Source organism: Streptomyces flavotricini (genome assembly GCF_020639365.1).
In the GTDB taxonomy this organism is placed as follows: Bacteria; Actinomycetota; Actinomycetes; order Streptomycetales; family Streptomycetaceae; genus Streptomyces; species Streptomyces flavotricini.
The window spans coordinates 1,062,558-1,078,455 of sequence record NZ_JAINUL010000001.1 but is presented as its reverse complement, the minus strand read 5'-3'; the positions used below and the strand labels follow the sequence as shown (position 1 = coordinate 1,078,455).

Sequence of the window (15,898 nt, the reverse complement as noted above, 5' to 3'; positions counted from 1 at the left end):
CAAGTCAATCCTCTGATTCCCTATCAAGACCCAAGCTATGGCTTGGAGTAGCCTGGAATTCGTGACTCTCGACGATCTCCGTGTCTTCGTGGCCGTCTGCCGGGCCGGCAGTCTCAGCGCCGTCGCCCGCGACCTCGGCCGCACCCAGTCGGCCGTCAGCCAGCACGTCCGCCGTCTCGAAAGGCAGACGGGGACCGAGCTGCTGGAGCGGCACGCCCGCGGAGTCGTCCCCACCGAGGCCGGGCGCATTCTCCAGGCGGCCGCCGCCGACGGCATCGCCGGACTCGACGGGGCCCTGCGCCGCCTCGACGAACTCGTCCACGGGAACGGCGGTTCGGTGCGCATCACCACGGGCGCGACGACCGTACGGCACTTCATGTCCGAGGCCGTCGTCGACTTCCGGCGCCGACACCCGCAGGTCAGCCTGGAATTCCAGACCGAGAACTCCAGCCGCAGCTGCTTCGACGCGCTCGCCGCCGACGACCTGGACCTCGCCTGGATCACCATCGGCCGGCCCGTGCGCGGCATCGAGCAGCGCCCGGTGATGGAGCTGCCCTGGGTGCTCGCGGTCTGCGCCGGCGACCCCCTCGCCGCCAGGCCGCGGATCGAGCCGGCCGACCTCACCGGCATCCGCCACATCCGGCTCCCGGAGAACTCCGCGTCCCGCGCCCACCTCGACGCCGCCTTCGCGGAATCCGGCATCCGGATACGGTCGGACACCAGCGTGGCCGACTGGGACACCGCCCTCCTGCTGGCCGAACTGGGCCTCGGCCACGCCGTCGTGCCGGCCCTGCCCGGCTGGCGGGTCCCCGGATCAGACGGCCCGCTGCGCCTCGTCCCGGTCCCGGCCCTGCCGGCGCTCCCGGTCGGCTGGGCCGTCCGCCGCTGGGCGTCGCTGTCCCCGCTGGCCCGTGTCTTCGCCGACGACGTCGCCCGCAGCTGTACGGCGCGTGCCGCGCGGCAGCAGTGAGGCGGGCAGCAGTCCCACGGCGGCCAGCGCCGCGAGGGCGAACAGCGCGGTCGGCGCGGTCGCGGAGCCCGCGCCCCCGCCCGCCGCGACGGCGATGCCCAGGGTCGGACCGACGTTCATCGCCGTCTGCTTGAGCCCGCCCACGACCCCCGCGTACCCGGCCGGGGCGTCCCCGACCACCGTGCCGGTGGCGGTCACCATGACCGCGGCGAACCCGGCGCCGAGCGCCGCGAAGGCCGCCATGACCGCCGGTCCCGCTCCCGCACCCAGGCCGCCGACCCCGAGGACGACCAGGCCCGTACCGGCCAGCGCGGTCCGGCGCGGCCCGTACCGGCGCAGCGCCAGGCCCGTCAGCGGCGCGCCCACGACCATGCAGCCGGTCAGCGGGAGCACCAGCAGACCGGTGGCGAGCGGGCCGAGCCCCCGTACGTCCTGGAGCAGGAAGGTCGCCGTGAACAGCGCCCCGAACATGCCGGCGGAGACGGCCAGCAGCAGTGCCATCGAGGCCGCGACGGGCCGGGACCGCGCCACGGCCGCCGGTACGAGGGGCTGCGCGGCCCGCCGTTCGTACCGTACGAGCGTGGCCGCGAGGGCGGCGGCCCCGCAGAGCCCGAGCAGCGTCGGAGGCGCGGTCCAGCCGTGGGCGGGCACACCGGCCAGGGCGTGGACGAGTACGGCGAGGGCGGCGGCCAGCAGCGCCGCGCCGGTCAGCGCGGGCCGGCCCGAGCCGGGGCCGTCCGGTGCGGGCCCCGCGGATCCGGTCCGGTCCGGCGCGGGGATCCGTACGGCGAGGGCGAGTGCGGCGATCGCGAGGGCGATCGGCACGTTCAGCACGAACACCGAACGCCAGCCCGCCTGCGCGACCAGTACGCCCCCGAGCAGCGGGCCGGCCGCGGCGGCCGCGCCGATGGCACTGGTCCGGACCGCCACCGGGGTGGCGAGCCGGTCGGGCGGGTAGGCGAGGCGCAGCAGCGCGAGGGTCGCCGGTTGCAGCAGGGCCCCGAACACCCCCTGGGCGGCGCGCAGGGCGATGACCCAGCCGATCCCGGGCGCGAGCGCGATCCCTGCGGAGCTCGCGGCGAAGCCGAGCACGCCGGTGAGGAGCAGCCGCGTGTGCCCGTACCGGTCGCCGAGGCGGCCGGCGATGACGAGGAAGGCGGCAACGGCGAGGAGGTAGGCGGTGCTCGTCCACTGGACCCGGGCCACGCTGGCCCCGAGGTCCTGGCGCAGGCTGGGCTGCGCCACGCTGAGGACGGTGCCGTCGAGGGCGACGAGCATCGCGCCGCCGACGCTGACGAGCAGCGCGATCCGCTGCCGCGCGCGGGTCATGCGGGGTCCGGCCCGAGGTGGGCGACCAGGGCGGCGTCGACGAGCCGTTCGACACCGACGGCGCGGCCGGCTTCGAGGACCAGGGGCAGGCTGCCCCAGGCCCACAGCTGGGCCACGCCGTGCAGGTTGGCCCACAGGGAGCCGGCGACGACCTCCGGGTCCGCGTCGCTCCGGCAGCGGGAGACGAGTCCGACGAGGAGGCGGAAGAGCGGGATCGTGGACTCGCGCAGCTTCGGCTGCCGCGGCCCGGCGGCCTCTTCCCCGGTGTTCTGCGTTGCCTCGCTGTCGAGGAGGTCGTGGCGGAACATCAGCTCGAACATCCCGCGGCGCTCCAGCGCGTAGCCGACGTACGCGCACCCGAGCGCCCGCAGCTGCTCGCGCGGTGAGGAGCCGGGCGCGGTCGCCGCGGCGAACCGGCCGCCGAGGTCGGCGAATCCGCGCCGGGCGATCGCCGAGAGCAGCGCGTGGTGGGTGGGGAAGTAGCGCCGGGGTGCGCCGTGCGACACCCCGGCGCGGCGGGCGATCTCACGCAGGCCGAGGGCGGCGGTGCCCTCGGTCAGTACGAGCTCGACGCCGACGTCGATCAGACGTTCCCGGAGCGGGTGGTGCGGGTCCATAGACACTGTCTACCAGGAGGGGTAGACAGTGTCTATCCGCGGGCCCGTAGGGGGTGTCCGGCGGATCATGCCGTGGTCGGGCCTGTCGAGGCCGGGCTGACCCCTCCAGGATCGTGACGTGTTCGAGTGCCACGGCTGGATCGCCGTCGGGGAGAACCCGGTTGATGACGACGATGACGACGATGACGTCCGGCTGCGCCATGGCGTGGACGAGCTCCGGCTTCGCATGGCGCAGATGACGCGTGCTCGGACTCGCTCGGGGCGCGGTCACGCAGCACACGGAGGCGCAGCTGTCCCGTGCATCCCGACGCTGGAAGACCCCTTCACCGATGAGGCCACGTCTGACGGATCACGGCCGGAGCCGTCCGCCGACCAGCGCCGGTGCCGTTCGTGGACGGTCTTCCGGCTGCCGGAACGCTCGACAGTCAGATGATCCGAAAGGCGCGGCCTAAGCGCCCGCGTTCTCCTGGGTGTTGCGGATCGCCCGGACCAGTCCGGCCACGAGGTTCGCCCGCTCGGCCATGGCGTCGACCAGCACGTACTCGTGATCGGCGTGCGCGCCGCCGCCCACCGCGCCCAGGCCGTCCAGGGTCGGAACCCCCAGCGCCGCGGTGAAGTTGCCGTCGCTGCCGCCGCCGACCGAGCGGCCTTCGAGGCCGGGGAGCAGCCGCTGGGCCACGGCGAAGAGATCGGCCGACGCCGACTCCGGCATCGGGGGCCGGCCGATGGACCCGTGGACGGAGATCTCCGCGTCTTCGAGGTGCGGGGCGAGCGCCGCGAACGCGGACTCGATGCGTGCCTGTTCGCGGGCTGATTCGACCCGTACGTCGGCGGTGACGGTCGCCTCGGCGGGCACGACGTTGTCCACGCCCCCCGCGGACGCGACGGTCGGCGTGACGGTCGTTCCGATCTCGGGCCGGCCGAGCGCGGCGATGTCCAGTACGAGGTGTGCCGCCTCGATCAGGGCGTTGACCCCGGCCTCGGGTTCGAGGCCCGCGTGCGAGGCCCGGCCCGCGACGGAGACGTGGAACGAGCCGCAGCCCTTGCGCCCGGTCTTCAGGGCCCCGCCGTCGGCGGCGCCTTCGAACACCAGCACCGCCCCGCAGGCCAGGGCGCGCTCTTCGATGAGGGCCCGCGAGGAGGGGGAGCCGATCTCCTCGTCGGCGGTCACCAGGATCTCGACGCCCGACAGGTCGTCGAGCAGGGCGAGCCCGTGGACGGCCTGCACCAGTCCGCCGAGCATGTCGAAGACCCCGGGGCCGGTGACCCGCCCGTTCTCGACCGCGAACGGGCGGCGTTCGAGGGTCCCGAGCGGGAACACCGTGTCGTGGTGGCCGAGGATCAGGACCTGCGGCTCGCCGCCGCCCGACCAGTGGACGTGCGGGCCGGTCTCGCTCTCGATGAGGACGGCCTCGCCGCCGAGGCGGTTCTCGATGACGGCGGCGACGGTTTTGGCCGATACCCCCAGGGCGTCGAGGTCCCGCGAGGGGGACTCGATCTCGACGAGTGTCCTGAGGTCCTCGATCATCGCGTCCACATTCACATGGACAACCGCACGCATCGTCATGGCGACAGGGTAGCCGCAGCGCCACGGCGCGCAGTCCGGGGGAAGGGCGGCTGAATCAGGTGCGGCCGGGACGAAAGGGGCATCCGAGGGGATGATGGAGAGGAGGAGGTGTACGGGCCATGGCGGATCATGACGGCGGTCCCTCGGCGGCGCACCTGGAGGAAGGCAAGCTGCTCAAGGAGCTGGAGGCCATCCACCGGACCCGCCACGAGACCCTGCTCTACGGGTCGGACGAGGCGTTGGTCACCCACACGCAGCGGATGAACGAGCTGGAGCACGAGTACGTACGCCGGCATCCGCAGCGCGCCCAGACGCCGGGGCGGACCCGGTCGGGCGCCCGGGCGCGGACCGGCGAGGGCTGAGCTCCGATTCTGAGCCTCCTTCGCCCCGAATGAGACGTTGATGTATCATTCGGGGCGAAGGAGGCTCACTGCTGTGCGAAGGGGTGGGCCTCCCCGCCCGCTCACCTGAACGGAACCCCATGCACGCCCGCCGTCCCACCGCTCCACTCGATCCGCGCCGGTGGATCGTCCTCGCGATCCTCTCCGGCAGCCTGCTGCTGATCTCGATGGACACCACGATCCTCAACGTGGCCTTCCCCTCCCTCGTCGGCGACCTCCGGCCCGGCGCCGTGCAGCAGCTGTGGATCATCGACGTCTACGCGCTCGCCCTCTCCGGTCTGCTCGTCACCGCCGGCGCCCTCGGCGACCGCTGGGGCCGCAAGCGGCTGCTCATGGCGGGCTTCGCGATCTTCTCCATCGCCTCGCTCATCGCCGTCTTCTCCACCGAGGCCTGGCACGTCATCGCCGCCCGCGCCCTCCTCGGCGTCGGCGGCGCGGCGATCATGCCGTCCACCCTGTCGATCCTGCGCAGCGTGTTCACCGACGCCAAGGAGCGGGCCTTCGCGCTCGCCGTCTGGGCGGCCGTCTTCGGCGGGGGCATGGCCTTCGGCCCGGTCGTCGGCGGGCTCCTCGTCCAAAACCACGGCTGGCACTCCGCCTTCCTCCTCAACCTCCCCGTCGCCGCCGTGATCGTCGCGGCCGGCCTGCGCTACCTGCCCGAATCCCGCTCCCCACGCAGCGGCGGCCGCTGGGACTGGTGGGGCGTCGGCCAGTCGATCGTCGGCATGCTCGCCCTCGCGGGCGGAATCAAGCAGCTCGGCAAGAGCGGGATCACCGATCCGCTCCCGTGGGCCCTGCTCGCCCTCGCGGCCGTCGCGCTGACCGTCTTCGTACGCCGCCAGCTGCGCCTGGACGACCCGCTCCTCCAGGTCCGGCTCTTCGCCAGGCCCGCCTTCAGCGTCGCCGCCACCGCCATCTTCCTGCCCATGGTGGGCATGGGCGCGATCCTCTTCCTCGTCACCCAGTGGTTCCAGTACGGCCAGGGCTACACCCCGCTCGAAGCCGGCCTGCGCCTGCTGCCCGCCCCGCTCGCCCTGATCTGCGCCTCGATGGTCGCCCCGACGCTGATGCAGCGCTTCGCGATCCGGCACGTGCTGGGCGCCGGACTGGTCCTGCTCGCGGCCGGCATGGCCCTGCCCTGGACCTCCCAGCAGTTCGCCGAGCTCGGCTACCCGGCGTTCGCCGTGGCCCTCACCGTCATGGGCCTGGGCGCGGGCATCGCCACCACCGTCGCCTCGGTCACGCTGATCTCGACCGCGCCCGCGCAGGAGGTCTCCAGCGCGGCCGCCATCGAGGAGACCTGCTACGAACTCGGCTCGGCCATGGGCGTCGCCGTCCTCGGCAGCACCGCGGCCGCCCTCTACCGCGGCAACCTGCCGGCCCTCGACCTGGACGGCGTCACCTCCGCGGCCGTCCACGAGTCCGTGGGCGCGGCCGCCCACATCGCCGAACGGCTGGGCGGCGATGTGGGAGAGGGCCTGATCGAGGCGGCCTCCCGGGCCTACACCCTCGCCATCACCCCGGCCTTCCTCATCGCCGGCCTCCTCGCGGTGGCCGCGGCGGCCACGACGTGGACGATGATCCCCCGCGACCTCAGGCCCACCGAGAACCACTGACGCGGCCGGGCCGCCGGCGTCACCGCCGCAGCGGTGACGCCGGCGCCGGGCCCAGCGTGGTGGTGCCCGGCGCCGCGCGATGGCCCAGCCCCGTGCGGTACGCGTCCAGCGCGGCCTCGATCCGGCCCGTGCGCCGCAGCAGATCACCCAGCAGCCGGCACAGATCCGCCAGATCCCCGCTGGCCCCGCTGCGTTCCAGCAGGGTCAGCGCCTGGACGTAGTGCTCCTCCGCCACCTCGGCCTCCCCGCGCTCCTCGGCCATCAGCCCGAGCAGCCGGTGGGCGCCGCCCGCGTGCACGGCGCCGTGGCTGTCGCCCAGTTCCAGCAGTCCGGAGAGCAGCTCGGCGGCCTCCTCGCAGCGGCCCAGCCGGCGCAGCACGTCCGCGAGTTCCACCTCGACCTGCGCCGTGTACAGGGCGGCCCGCCGCGCCGCGAGGATGTCCCGGGCCGTGCGCAACTCCGCCTCCGCGGCGACCAGATCGCCGTTCTGCGCCTGTACGTACCCGCGCATCCAGTGGCAGTGCGCCAGATCGGTGCGAAGCCGCAGCTGCCGGTAGATCGCCTGCGCCTTGGCGAGGGAAGCGTCCGCGTCCGCCGGCCGGCCCGCGGTGAGGAACGTCCGCGCGACCTGCCGGTGCATCCCCGCCACCAGCGCCGGATCGGCCACCTCCGGAGCCAGCGCCAGAGCCAGCTCGGCGGCGTGCGCTGCCCGGGCGTGGGCGCCCATGTCGATGTACGGGCCGATCACGGCCGCGTACAGCAGCACCAGCGCTTCCGGATCGGCCAGCCCGCTCGCGTTCAGCTCGTCGATGGCGGATTCGAGCAGGTAGCAGGCGTAGCGGAGCTCCCCGGCGAGCAGGTGCGCGACGGCCCGGCCGCGGATCGGGCGGGCCCGGCGGGGCAGCGGCTCATCGGCCAGCAGCCGCTCCGCCGACTCGAAGTGACCGATGGCGTCCGGCAGTTCCCCCGCCTCCAGTGCGCAGTCGCCGAGGCCCAGCAGCGCCTCCGCCCGCTCGGCGTCGAGGCCGAGCCGTTCCGCGTCCGCCAGCAGCTGCCGGTACCTTACGGCCGCCTCGGCGGCGGCCCCCGTGGCCAGCGTCTGCTGGGCGTCGGTGAGGGCCAGGCGCAGCTCGGTGGCCAGATGGGCGGGGCGCCCGGTGGCCAGCTCCTCGTACGAGGTGCCGAGCCGCTCGGCGAGGAAGCGCAGGGCCGTCTCGGAGGGCCGGACCTTGCCCGACTCCAGGGTCGAGATGTAGGCGGAGGTGTACGAGGGCTCCGCCAACGCCCTTTGTGTCAGCCCGCGTTCGGCGCGCATGCGCTGAACCCTGCGGCCGATCTCGGCCGGTTCGTCCATGAAGACCCCTTCATCGCTCCAACTCCCCATGGTGCAGGGGTGGTCGGCCATTGCGCACCTCTCGCGCGCCCCCTAGTTTAAGCAACTGGTTCAGCACACTTATCGAGCCGCTTAACTTCCGGTGACTTCCGGCTTCTTCCCGGGGAGAACTCCATGGACGCGTCCCTCCGTCTGACGCTGCGCGCCGCCTTCGCCGCGGCCTGTACGACGGCCCTGCTGCTGGCCGCGGGCCCGCTCGGCACGGCGGCCGCGGCACCGCCGCCACCGGTGAAGGCCGGGACCGAAGTGGAGGTACCCGGGCCCGAGGACGGCACGGCCGCCGGATCCGGCCACGTCCGCGTCCCCGCAGCAGGGCGGGCGAAGAAGGCCCCGCAGCTCTCCGAGGCCGATCGGGCGGCCGACGGCGAGGTCGCCAAGATGGTCGACAACGGTTCGACCTCCGACCGCCTGGACGTCGTCGTCATCGGCGACGGCTACACCGCCGCCGAGCAGGACCGCTTCCACGCCGACGCCCGGGCCAAGTGGGCCGAGATCACCGCGGTCGAGCCGTACTCCACCTACCGCGACCTCTTCAACGTCTGGACCGTCGACGCCGTCTCCCACGACTCCGGCGTCTCCGGCGACCCCACCCCGGCAACCGTCCGCGACACCGCCCTCGGCTCGTACTTCTGGTGCGAGGACATCGAGAGGCTGCTCTGCATCGACCAGCCGAAGGTGGACGCGTACGTGGCCAAGGCGCCGGCGGCCGACCTGGTCCTGGTCCTCTCCCACAGCACCAAGTACGGCGGGGCCGGCTACAACGAGCCCAGCGCCACCCTCGGCTACGAGGGGATATCGACCGCCTCCGCGGGCAACGCCAAGTCCGGCCAGGTCGCCATCCACGAGACCGGCCACTCCCTGGGCAAGCTGGCCGACGAGTACTTCTACCCGGACACCCCGGGCTACGAGAAGTACGAGGGCCCCGAGCCCGCCGAATCCAACACCTCCACGCTGCCCGCCGACCGGATGGCCGCCGAGCGGGCCAAGTGGTACCGCTGGCTCGGCGCGCAGTCGCCCGACGGCGGCACGGTCGGTGCGTACGAGGGCGGCGGGTACTACGTCACCGGCCTGTACCGGCCCACCGAGAGCTCGATCATGCGCGTGCTCGGGAAGCCGTTCAACCTGCCCGGCACCGAAGCGATGATCGCCGGCTTCTACCAGCACGCGAAGCCCGCCTCCCCGCTCACCCCGACCGGCCGCACCCTGCGGCTGCGCAACACGGCGAAGGTCTCCGTACCCCGGCTGGCCGGTGCGGACGGCCGGCAGCTCGACGTCCGCTGGTACCTGGACGGCCGGGAGCTGAAGCGGTTCGCGGGCCGCACCGAGGTCGCGGTCGCCGAGCTGTGGCTCTTCGACCTGCGCACGCACAAGCTGTCCGTCACGGCCGAGGACCGCACCCCCTCGGTCCGGGACCCGAAGATCGCCCGCACCCTGAAGTCCACGGTCGACTGGAGCGTCCGCCTCTAGGGGGAGTCCGTCAGGCGCCGGCCGCGTACGTCCAGACGTCGCGCATCACCGCGGGCGGGGTCGGACCGTCCATCTCGCGCTGGGTGAGCACGAGGGAGACGGTGGCGGTGGCCGGGGTGACGTGGCCCGCGGTTCCGGTGCCGCCGATCCAGCCGTACCGCCCCGGCGCGTTCCACGGGTCGCGGGCCGTGACGTCCACCGAGCCGCCGAAGCCCCAGCCCTGGCCCTCCAGGAACAGCTCGCCGGCGGCCCGCTGGGCCGGGGTCAGCCAGTCGGTGGTGATCTTCCGTACCGACTCGGCCGACAGGAGCCGTCCCCGGCCCCCGTCCAGCGCCCCCTGCGCGAGCAGCATCCGGCCGAACGCGCACCAGTCGTCGGCGGTCGAGACCAGGCCGCCGGCGCCGGAGGGGAAGGCGGGGAGACTGCTCCACTGGCCGTCGGGGGCGTCGGCCAGGGCGAGGCCGCCCTCGCCCCCACGGTAGAAGCTGGTGAAACGGCCCAGGTCGGCGGCCGGGACGCAGAATCCGGTGTCGGCCATGCCCAGCGGCTCGAAGATCCGCTCGGCCATGAACTCGGGCAGGGACTGGCCCGAGACCCGGGCGATCAGCACGCCCAGGATGTCGGAGCAGGTGTTGTACAGGAAGGCCTCACCCGGCTGGTACAGCAGCGGGATGCCCGACAGCGTCTTCAGCCACTCGTCCGGCCCCGCGACGTGCTGCGGCTGCGGCGGGCCCTGCTTCAGCTCGCCGACCAGCGGCGCGAGCACGGGCAGCGAGAAGTCGGACGGGAACCCGTACCCGGCGCGGGAGGTGAGCAGGTCGAACACGGTGATCGGGCGGTCGGCGGGCACCAGGTCGTCGAGCGGGCTCGCGGGCGTCCGGGCGACCAGCGGCGAAGCCAGTTCCGGCAGCCAGGGCGCGATCTCGTCCTCCAGGGCCAGCAGGCGCTCCTCGACGAGCGCCATGGTGGCGGCGGCCGTCACGGGCTTGGTCATCGAGGCGATCCGGAAGATCGAGTCCCGGACCATCGGAGCGGTGCCCCCGAGGTCGGCCGAGCCGACGGCCGCCACCTCCACCCGGTCGCCGCGGGCCACCAGGCCCACCGCCCCGGGCAGCGATCCGCTGCTCACGTGCCGTTCCAGGATGTCGCGCAGGTCACTCATCACTCCACCTCTCCCGATCCCGCTCCGGATGCCTCCTACAGACTCCCGCAGCGCCGCGCATTCATCGGCCGGACGCGCGGCGGACGACCGGACGGGTCACCACCAGTAGGCGGGGTACCTGGGCGCCTTGCGCCGGATGCGTGAAGCGGCGTACCCGGTCAGGACGAGCAGCACCGTCGCTCCGAACAGCAGGGGGACGAACCGGGCGGGGTCCGGGCTCTGGAGCACGATCACCACGGAGGTCGCGCAGGCGGGCGAGTGCGGGGTGCGGGCGGCCATCAGCAGCGCGAGCGTCACCCCGGCCGCGACGGCCGCGGCCCAGGCGCTGCTGCCGGCGGCGGCGAGGGCGCCGTAACCGACGGCGGTGCCGAGCAGATGGCCGACGACCACACCGCGGGGCTGGGCCAGGGGCAGGGTGGGGGCACTGTGCACGAGGGCGGCGCTGGCGGCCAGCGGCGGTACGAGCACCGGCTCGTGGAGCAGCGCGCCGATCCCGACGAGCCCCAGCAGCACCGCCGTCACGGCGCTGGTGCTGTGGAACGCGGCCGCGGTGGTGGGACGGGCGGGAGCCCGGCCGGCGGTGATCCGGGACCGGACCGGCCCGTCGGCGGACCCGGGGAAGGGGCCGGTGGCGGGGGCCGTAGCGGAAGGGGACGGGGACGGCAGGACGGTGCTCATGTACGGATTTCCGGGGCAGGACGACGGGGCGAATGCGGTCGAAGCGGCACGGAGGCAGGGTGATCAACCGCGGCCCCGGCCTCGCGCCTGTCCCTGGTACGGCCGACGCTGACCGGCTACGACCTTATCCGTCAGGTGTGCGCGGCCCGTCCCGGGGGAGGGATGGGGACACGGGAAGGACGAAACATGACCACGCACGACCACGATCCCAAGGCGGTCACGCCCGCCGCCGTCCCCGCCGCCCCGGCCTGCGCCCCGGCTCCCGAGTACGCCGAGGGCGGTGAGCCGGCCTGCCTGCTCCACCTGGTCTGCCCCGAATGCGGACGGCTCGCCGACGAACGGGGCGCCCGGACCTGCTCCCGCTGCGGCGGCCCGCTCCCGGCCCCCGGCTCCTGAGGCCCCCGCGACGGCACGCGGTATATCCGGTGGCCCGGGCACGGGCGGCGGTCCTAAGGTGCGGGCCATGACGATCATGGGCTCCGAAGCCGTAGACCGATCCGTGTCCCTCACCGCGCAGGCACTGCGGAAGGTGGCGCACCTCGACTGGTCCGTCCCCGCCGCCGGCCTGGAGTGGAGTTGTCACGACACCGCCGTCCACGTGGCGAGCGATTTCACCGGGTACGCCACCCAACTCACCGGGCGCTCGACCAGCGGGTACGCCCCCTTCGACATCAGCGCCGCGCCCGGCACCACCCCCGACGGCCTGATCCAGGTCATCGAGGCAACCGGGGGGCTGCTGTCCGCCGCCGCGGCCGTGACCGACCCGGGGGTCCGGGCCTGGCATCCGTACGGAATGGCGGGCCCGGACGGGTTCGCCGCGATGGGCGTCGTCGAGACGCTGCTGCACACCCACGACATCCTGAACGGTCTCGGCGTCCAGGACTGGGAGCCCGACGCGGACCTCTGCGAGCAGGTCCTCGACCGGCTCTTCCCACAGGTGCCGCGCGACCTCGCCGGAGCGTGGCCGACCCTGCTCTGGGTCACCGGCCGGGGTGAACTCCCGGGTCTGCCCCGCCGCACCGCCTGGCGCTGGTACGCAGAACCCGTCGTCACGGAACGCGTCGTGCTCTGCGAGATCTCCCCGCTCGTCGCGGGCGACCTGCAGGGCGGCGGCACCGGCGGCTTCGCCTGGGCAGAGGACGGCCCCGGCGCGGGCACCAGGGTCGCCTCCGGGATGGTGGCCAAGGCGCGCGAGGAGGGCACGTTCCGTCCCGGATGGGGCGCGTACGCCATCGTCCGCAAGCGGGACCGGCGCGCGATCGGGGGGATCGGCTTCCACGGCGCCCCCGACGCCGAGGGGAACGCGGAGGTCGGCTACGACCTCGTACCGTCGGCCCGCGGCGACGGGTACGTCACGGAGGCGCTGCAGGGCCTGGTCGCCTGGGCCTTCGCCCAGCCCGGCGTGACCGCGCTGCACGCCAGGGTCGACGCGGACAACGCCCCCTCCCACGGCGTCCTCGTCCGGACGGGCTTCGAGCGGACGGGCCCCGCCGAGGACGGCGGGGCCCGCTACACCCTGCGGGCGGCTGCTCGGTAGCGGCCGCTCAGAAGCCGCAGTTGTTGACCCACTTGTGGGACGAGATGCGGTCGTTCCACTCCCACGGGACGTTGCCGGCCCCGCCGTTCGGGGCACAGGTGGAGGCACCGCCGTAGTTGATGTTCTCGTAGACGCGCACGTCCCCGAAGGAACCGGCGTACCCGTTGTTCCACCAGGACGAGGCCCGGTCGTTCATGTTGAAGTTGCCGCCCGCCCCACAGGTGCGCCAGTCGGAGTCGTTGCCGCTCCAGCCGCAGGAGTGGCCGCCGCGGCTGGTGTCCTCCCAGACCCAGTAGTTGCCGTCCGCGGCCGCGCCGGATGCGTCGGCCCCGGTGGATGCGTCGGCCGCGGTGGAGGTGCCGGCCGTGGCGGCGCCGGCGGCGGTGACGGTCGCGGGGACGGCCAGCAGCGGGACGGCGAGCGCGCCGGCGAGGAGCAGGGTGCGGAACTTACGCATGGGATCCTCCTGAAGATCGTGGTTTCGGTGCCGTGTCGTGTGCATCGGTGCTGTGCTCTTGCGAGCCGTGTGGTGCGCAAACCCGGCGCGCCGTCGGCAGCGCGCCGTTCTGGAGCCGCCACCTGAGAGCGATCTCCTCCTGGTGCCGGGCACGGAGTCGTTCGCCGTAGGTGTGGTCCAGAGCCTGGGAGACCCGGGCCAGCGGTGTGCCGGTCGCGCAGGTCGCTTCGACGACGGCCAGTTCGGCCTCGGCCGCGTCCGCCTCGGCCGGCGCCATGTTCTCGCCGAACCGGCCCGCGGCCTGCCGGGAGGCGTCGGGGTCGGGGTACGGGCGGCCGGCCGCCCGCATGCACGCCGCCCATTGCCCGACGGCGTCCGCGTACTGCCGGTCCTCGTGTACGCGCGCCTCCCGTACCGGCCGCAGGTTCATCGTGACGACCTTGACGCGGAACCAGGTCGCCAGATCCCCGTAGAGCGTGCGTTGCGCGTCCGCGATGCAGCCCTCGGCGGAGGCGGTGATCGTCATCCCGGTGGGGGCGGTGGCCGAGAGTCCCACCGGGGCGGAACCCATGAGCGCGGCCCGGGCGGCCGCCCGCCCGGAGGCCGACAGCCCGCGGAAGTACCGCTGGTTGGGGTCGGCCTCGCGGGCCCGCGCGGCGGCGCGTTCGTCCCGGCCCCCGTAGCCGTGGGCCCGCGCCCACTCGACGTCGTCCACCCCGTACGGGAAGGAGCGCCCCGTGGCGTCCGGGGCCTCGGTGACGGCGTACGGGAACCCCCGCCGGTCCATGCACCGGCTGATCAGGACCTGTTCGGCCCGCTCCAGCAGGCGGGTGTCGGCGGCGCTCGGCTCACGTGCGGGGGCGAGCGGTTCGGCCGGCCCGGCGCGTCCGGCCGCGGCCTCGGGTGACGGGCCGGGCGGAGCCCCGGTCGCCGATCCGCATCCTCCCAGGAACAGGAAGGCCGCCACGGCGGCGGCCGTGGCCCGGACGGGTCGGTGTCGTTGCATCGGTGTGCTCCCTCCTCTCGCGGCGACGGCGGTGGTGCGGCGAACTCAGGTCTAGCGGCGATCCGTTGTTCGGCGTCGGCGCGGTGGCAGTGAACAAACAATTGCTGGACAATCCGCCCCAGAGGGCGGAAAACCCACCGGGTGGGAAAGGGGAGGACATGGCCCGCAAGGAGCGTCCGCTGGAGGGGGAGGACGGACCGCTGCGGCAGTTCGCCGCCGCCTTGCGCCGTCTGCGCCACGAAGCCGGATCCCCGCCGTACCGGGATCTGGCGGCCCGCGCCCACTACTCGGTGGCGACGCTGTCCGGGGCCGCGTCCGGCCGGCGCCTGCCGAGCCTCGACGTGACGCTGTCGTACGTCCGCGCCTGCGGCGGCGACGCGCACGAGTGGGAACGGCGCTGGCATGCCGTCGCCGTGCGGCTGTCGGCGCAGGCGCCCGAGCCCGAGGAGGATCCGGGGGAGGCGGGCGAGACCGGGGCGCACGGCACTCCGTACGTCGGCCTCGCCGCCTTCCGCGCCGAGGACGCGGGCCTGTTCTTCGGCCGGGAGCGACTGGTCGAGGACCTCCTGGCGACCCTCGCCCGACAGCGCGTCGTGGCCCTCGTCGGCGCCTCCGGAGCCGGCAAGTCCTCCCTCCTGCACGCCGGACTGCTGCCCCGGCTGGAGGCGCGGGACGCCCACCGGGCGGTGCGCGTCCTGACCCCCGGGCCGCACCCGCTCGGCCGTGTGCGGCAGGCCCTCGCCGCACACCGGGCCGACGACGGCGAACTCGTCCTGATCGTCGACCAGTTCGAAGAGGTCTTCACGGTCTGCGCCGACCCCGACGAGCGCGACGGCTGCATCACCGCCCTCGTCGAGGCGGCCCGGCAGCCGGGCTCGCGCTGCCGCGTCGTCCTCGGCGTACGCGCCGACTTCTACGCCCACTGCACCCGGTACCCCGCCCTCGTCGAGGTCCTGCGCGACGCCCAGGTCCTCGTCGGACCGATGAGCGCGGCCGAACTGCGCCGCGCCGTCGTCGAACCGGCCCGCAGGGCCGGCCTCACCGTCGAAGGCGCCCTCCAGGCCACGCTCGTCGCCCACGCCCACGGACAGGTCGGCGCCCTGCCCCTGCTCTCCCACGCCCTCCTGGAGACCTGGCGCCGCCGCCGGGGCGCCGCCCTGACCCTGGACGGGTTCCACGCGGCGGGCGGCTTCGAGGGCGCGCTCGCCCAGTCCGCGGAGACCCTCTACGCCTCCCTCTCCGTACGCCGGCAGCGGCTCGCCCAGCAGGTCTTCGTCCACCTCATCGCCCTCGGCGAGGGCACGGAGGACACCAAACGCCCCGTCGCCCGGGACGAGCTGGACGAGGACGCCGACACCACGGCCGTCCTCGCCCGCGCCGCGCGACTGCGCCTGCTCACCCTCGACGACGGACGGGTCGAACTCACCCACGAAGCCCTCATCCGCGCCTGGCCCCGGCTGCGCGGCTGGCTCACCGACGACCGCGAGCGCTTGCGCCTGCACCGCCGCCTCACCGACGCCGCCCGCGCCTGGGAGGCCCTCGGCCGGGACCCCGGCGCCCTCTACCGCGGCACCCGGCTCGAGCTCGCGCGCGATCCGGCCGCCACCCGGCCGATCGGACTCACCCCGGTCGAGCGGGCCTTCCTCGAAGCGAGCACGGCGGCCGAGGCCGCCGCGGGCAGCGCCGCCCGGCGCCGCG

General features: G+C 74.2%; 14 protein-coding genes and 1 pseudogene. 7 read left to right on the top strand and 8 right to left on the bottom strand.

Annotation, left to right across the window (positions count from 1 at the left end; all coding sequences use genetic code 11):
* Positions 1-61: 61 nt before the first annotated feature.
* The gene (locus K7B10_RS05220) at positions 62-970 is read left to right on the top strand and encodes a LysR family transcriptional regulator (RefSeq protein ID WP_308284518.1); all 909 of its coding nucleotides are present in this window, start codon (positions 62-64) and stop codon (positions 968-970) included.
* On the opposite strand, the pseudogene K7B10_RS05215 reads toward K7B10_RS05220, so the two are convergent.
* The 3 genes and pseudogenes from K7B10_RS05215 to K7B10_RS05205 all read right to left on the bottom strand — a co-directional run.
* Positions 953-2,299, bottom strand: a pseudogene (locus K7B10_RS05215) (MFS transporter); the annotation flags it as partial. The gene K7B10_RS05220 and the pseudogene K7B10_RS05215 overlap by 18 nt on opposite strands.
* Positions 2,296-2,916 (bottom strand): TetR/AcrR family transcriptional regulator, encoded by a 621-nt coding sequence (locus K7B10_RS05210; RefSeq protein WP_229334760.1) that lies wholly within the window; start codon positions 2,914-2,916, stop codon positions 2,296-2,298. The pseudogene K7B10_RS05215 and the gene K7B10_RS05210, both read right to left, overlap by 4 nt.
* Positions 2,917-3,364: 448 nt before the next feature.
* Entirely contained in the window at positions 3,365-4,483 is a 1,119-nt protein-coding gene (locus K7B10_RS05205) for a M20 family metallopeptidase (protein WP_229334759.1), read from the bottom strand.
* A 119-nt stretch (positions 4,484-4,602) separates the two neighbouring features.
* Here K7B10_RS05205 and K7B10_RS05200 point away from each other — a divergent pair, with 119 nt between their 5' ends.
* Together K7B10_RS05200 and K7B10_RS05195 are read left to right on the top strand one after the other, a co-directional pair.
* Positions 4,603-4,845 carry a DUF6158 family protein gene (locus tag K7B10_RS05200; protein WP_229334758.1) on the top strand — a complete coding sequence of 81 codons (243 nt, stop codon included), beginning with the start codon at positions 4,603-4,605 and terminating at the stop codon, positions 4,843-4,845.
* A gap of 119 nt (positions 4,846-4,964) precedes the next feature.
* Positions 4,965-6,500 carry an MFS transporter gene (locus K7B10_RS05195; protein WP_229334757.1) on the top strand — a complete coding sequence of 512 codons (1,536 nt, stop codon included), beginning with the start codon at positions 4,965-4,967 and terminating at the stop codon, positions 6,498-6,500.
* Positions 6,501-6,519: 19 nt separating this feature from the next.
* Here the strand turns inward: K7B10_RS05195 and K7B10_RS05190 are convergent, their stop codons facing one another.
* Positions 6,520-7,854, bottom strand: a complete 1,335-nt coding sequence (locus tag K7B10_RS05190; RefSeq protein ID WP_229334756.1) for a helix-turn-helix domain-containing protein — start codon at positions 7,852-7,854, stop codon at positions 6,520-6,522.
* A 153-nt stretch (positions 7,855-8,007) separates the two neighbouring features.
* Here K7B10_RS05190 and K7B10_RS05185 point away from each other — a divergent pair, with 153 nt between their 5' ends.
* Positions 8,008-9,360 (top strand): M64 family metallopeptidase, encoded by a 1,353-nt coding sequence (locus K7B10_RS05185; RefSeq protein ID WP_229334755.1) that lies wholly within the window; start codon positions 8,008-8,010, stop codon positions 9,358-9,360.
* Between the two features lie 10 nt (positions 9,361-9,370).
* On the opposite strand, the gene K7B10_RS05180 is transcribed toward K7B10_RS05185, so the two are convergent.
* Both K7B10_RS05180 and K7B10_RS05175 read right to left on the bottom strand, forming a co-directional pair.
* Positions 9,371-10,522 (bottom strand): serine hydrolase domain-containing protein, encoded by a 1,152-nt coding sequence (locus K7B10_RS05180; RefSeq protein ID WP_229334754.1) that lies wholly within the window; start codon positions 10,520-10,522, stop codon positions 9,371-9,373.
* 96 nt (positions 10,523-10,618) lie between these two features.
* Entirely contained in the window at positions 10,619-11,200 is a 582-nt protein-coding gene (locus K7B10_RS05175) for an HPP family protein (RefSeq protein WP_229334753.1), read from the bottom strand.
* A gap of 186 nt (positions 11,201-11,386) precedes the next feature.
* Here K7B10_RS05175 and K7B10_RS05170 point away from each other — a divergent pair, with 186 nt between their 5' ends.
* Positions 11,387-11,596, top strand: a complete 210-nt coding sequence (locus tag K7B10_RS05170) for a hypothetical protein (protein WP_229334752.1) — start codon at positions 11,387-11,389, stop codon at positions 11,594-11,596.
* A 67-nt stretch (positions 11,597-11,663) separates the two neighbouring features.
* A complete protein-coding gene (locus K7B10_RS05165; protein WP_229334751.1) occupies positions 11,664-12,737 on the top strand; it encodes a GNAT family N-acetyltransferase in 1,074 nt (357 codons plus the stop codon).
* Between the two features lie 7 nt (positions 12,738-12,744).
* On the opposite strand, the gene K7B10_RS05160 is transcribed toward K7B10_RS05165, so the two are convergent.
* A complete protein-coding gene (locus K7B10_RS05160) occupies positions 12,745-13,194 on the bottom strand; it encodes a peptidase inhibitor family I36 protein (RefSeq protein ID WP_229334750.1) in 450 nt (149 codons plus the stop codon).
* On the bottom strand, positions 13,187-14,200 hold the full coding sequence (locus tag K7B10_RS05155; RefSeq protein WP_229334749.1) for a hypothetical protein: 1,014 nt from the start codon (positions 14,198-14,200) through the stop codon (positions 13,187-13,189). Before K7B10_RS05155 ends, K7B10_RS05160 begins: the two co-directional genes overlap by 8 nt.
* Positions 14,201-14,358: 158 nt before the next feature.
* Between K7B10_RS05155 and K7B10_RS05150 the strand changes: the two genes are divergently transcribed.
* The coding region (locus K7B10_RS05150; protein ID WP_443734637.1) for a helix-turn-helix domain-containing protein at positions 14,359-15,898 on the top strand (1,540 nt) is incomplete at its 3' end.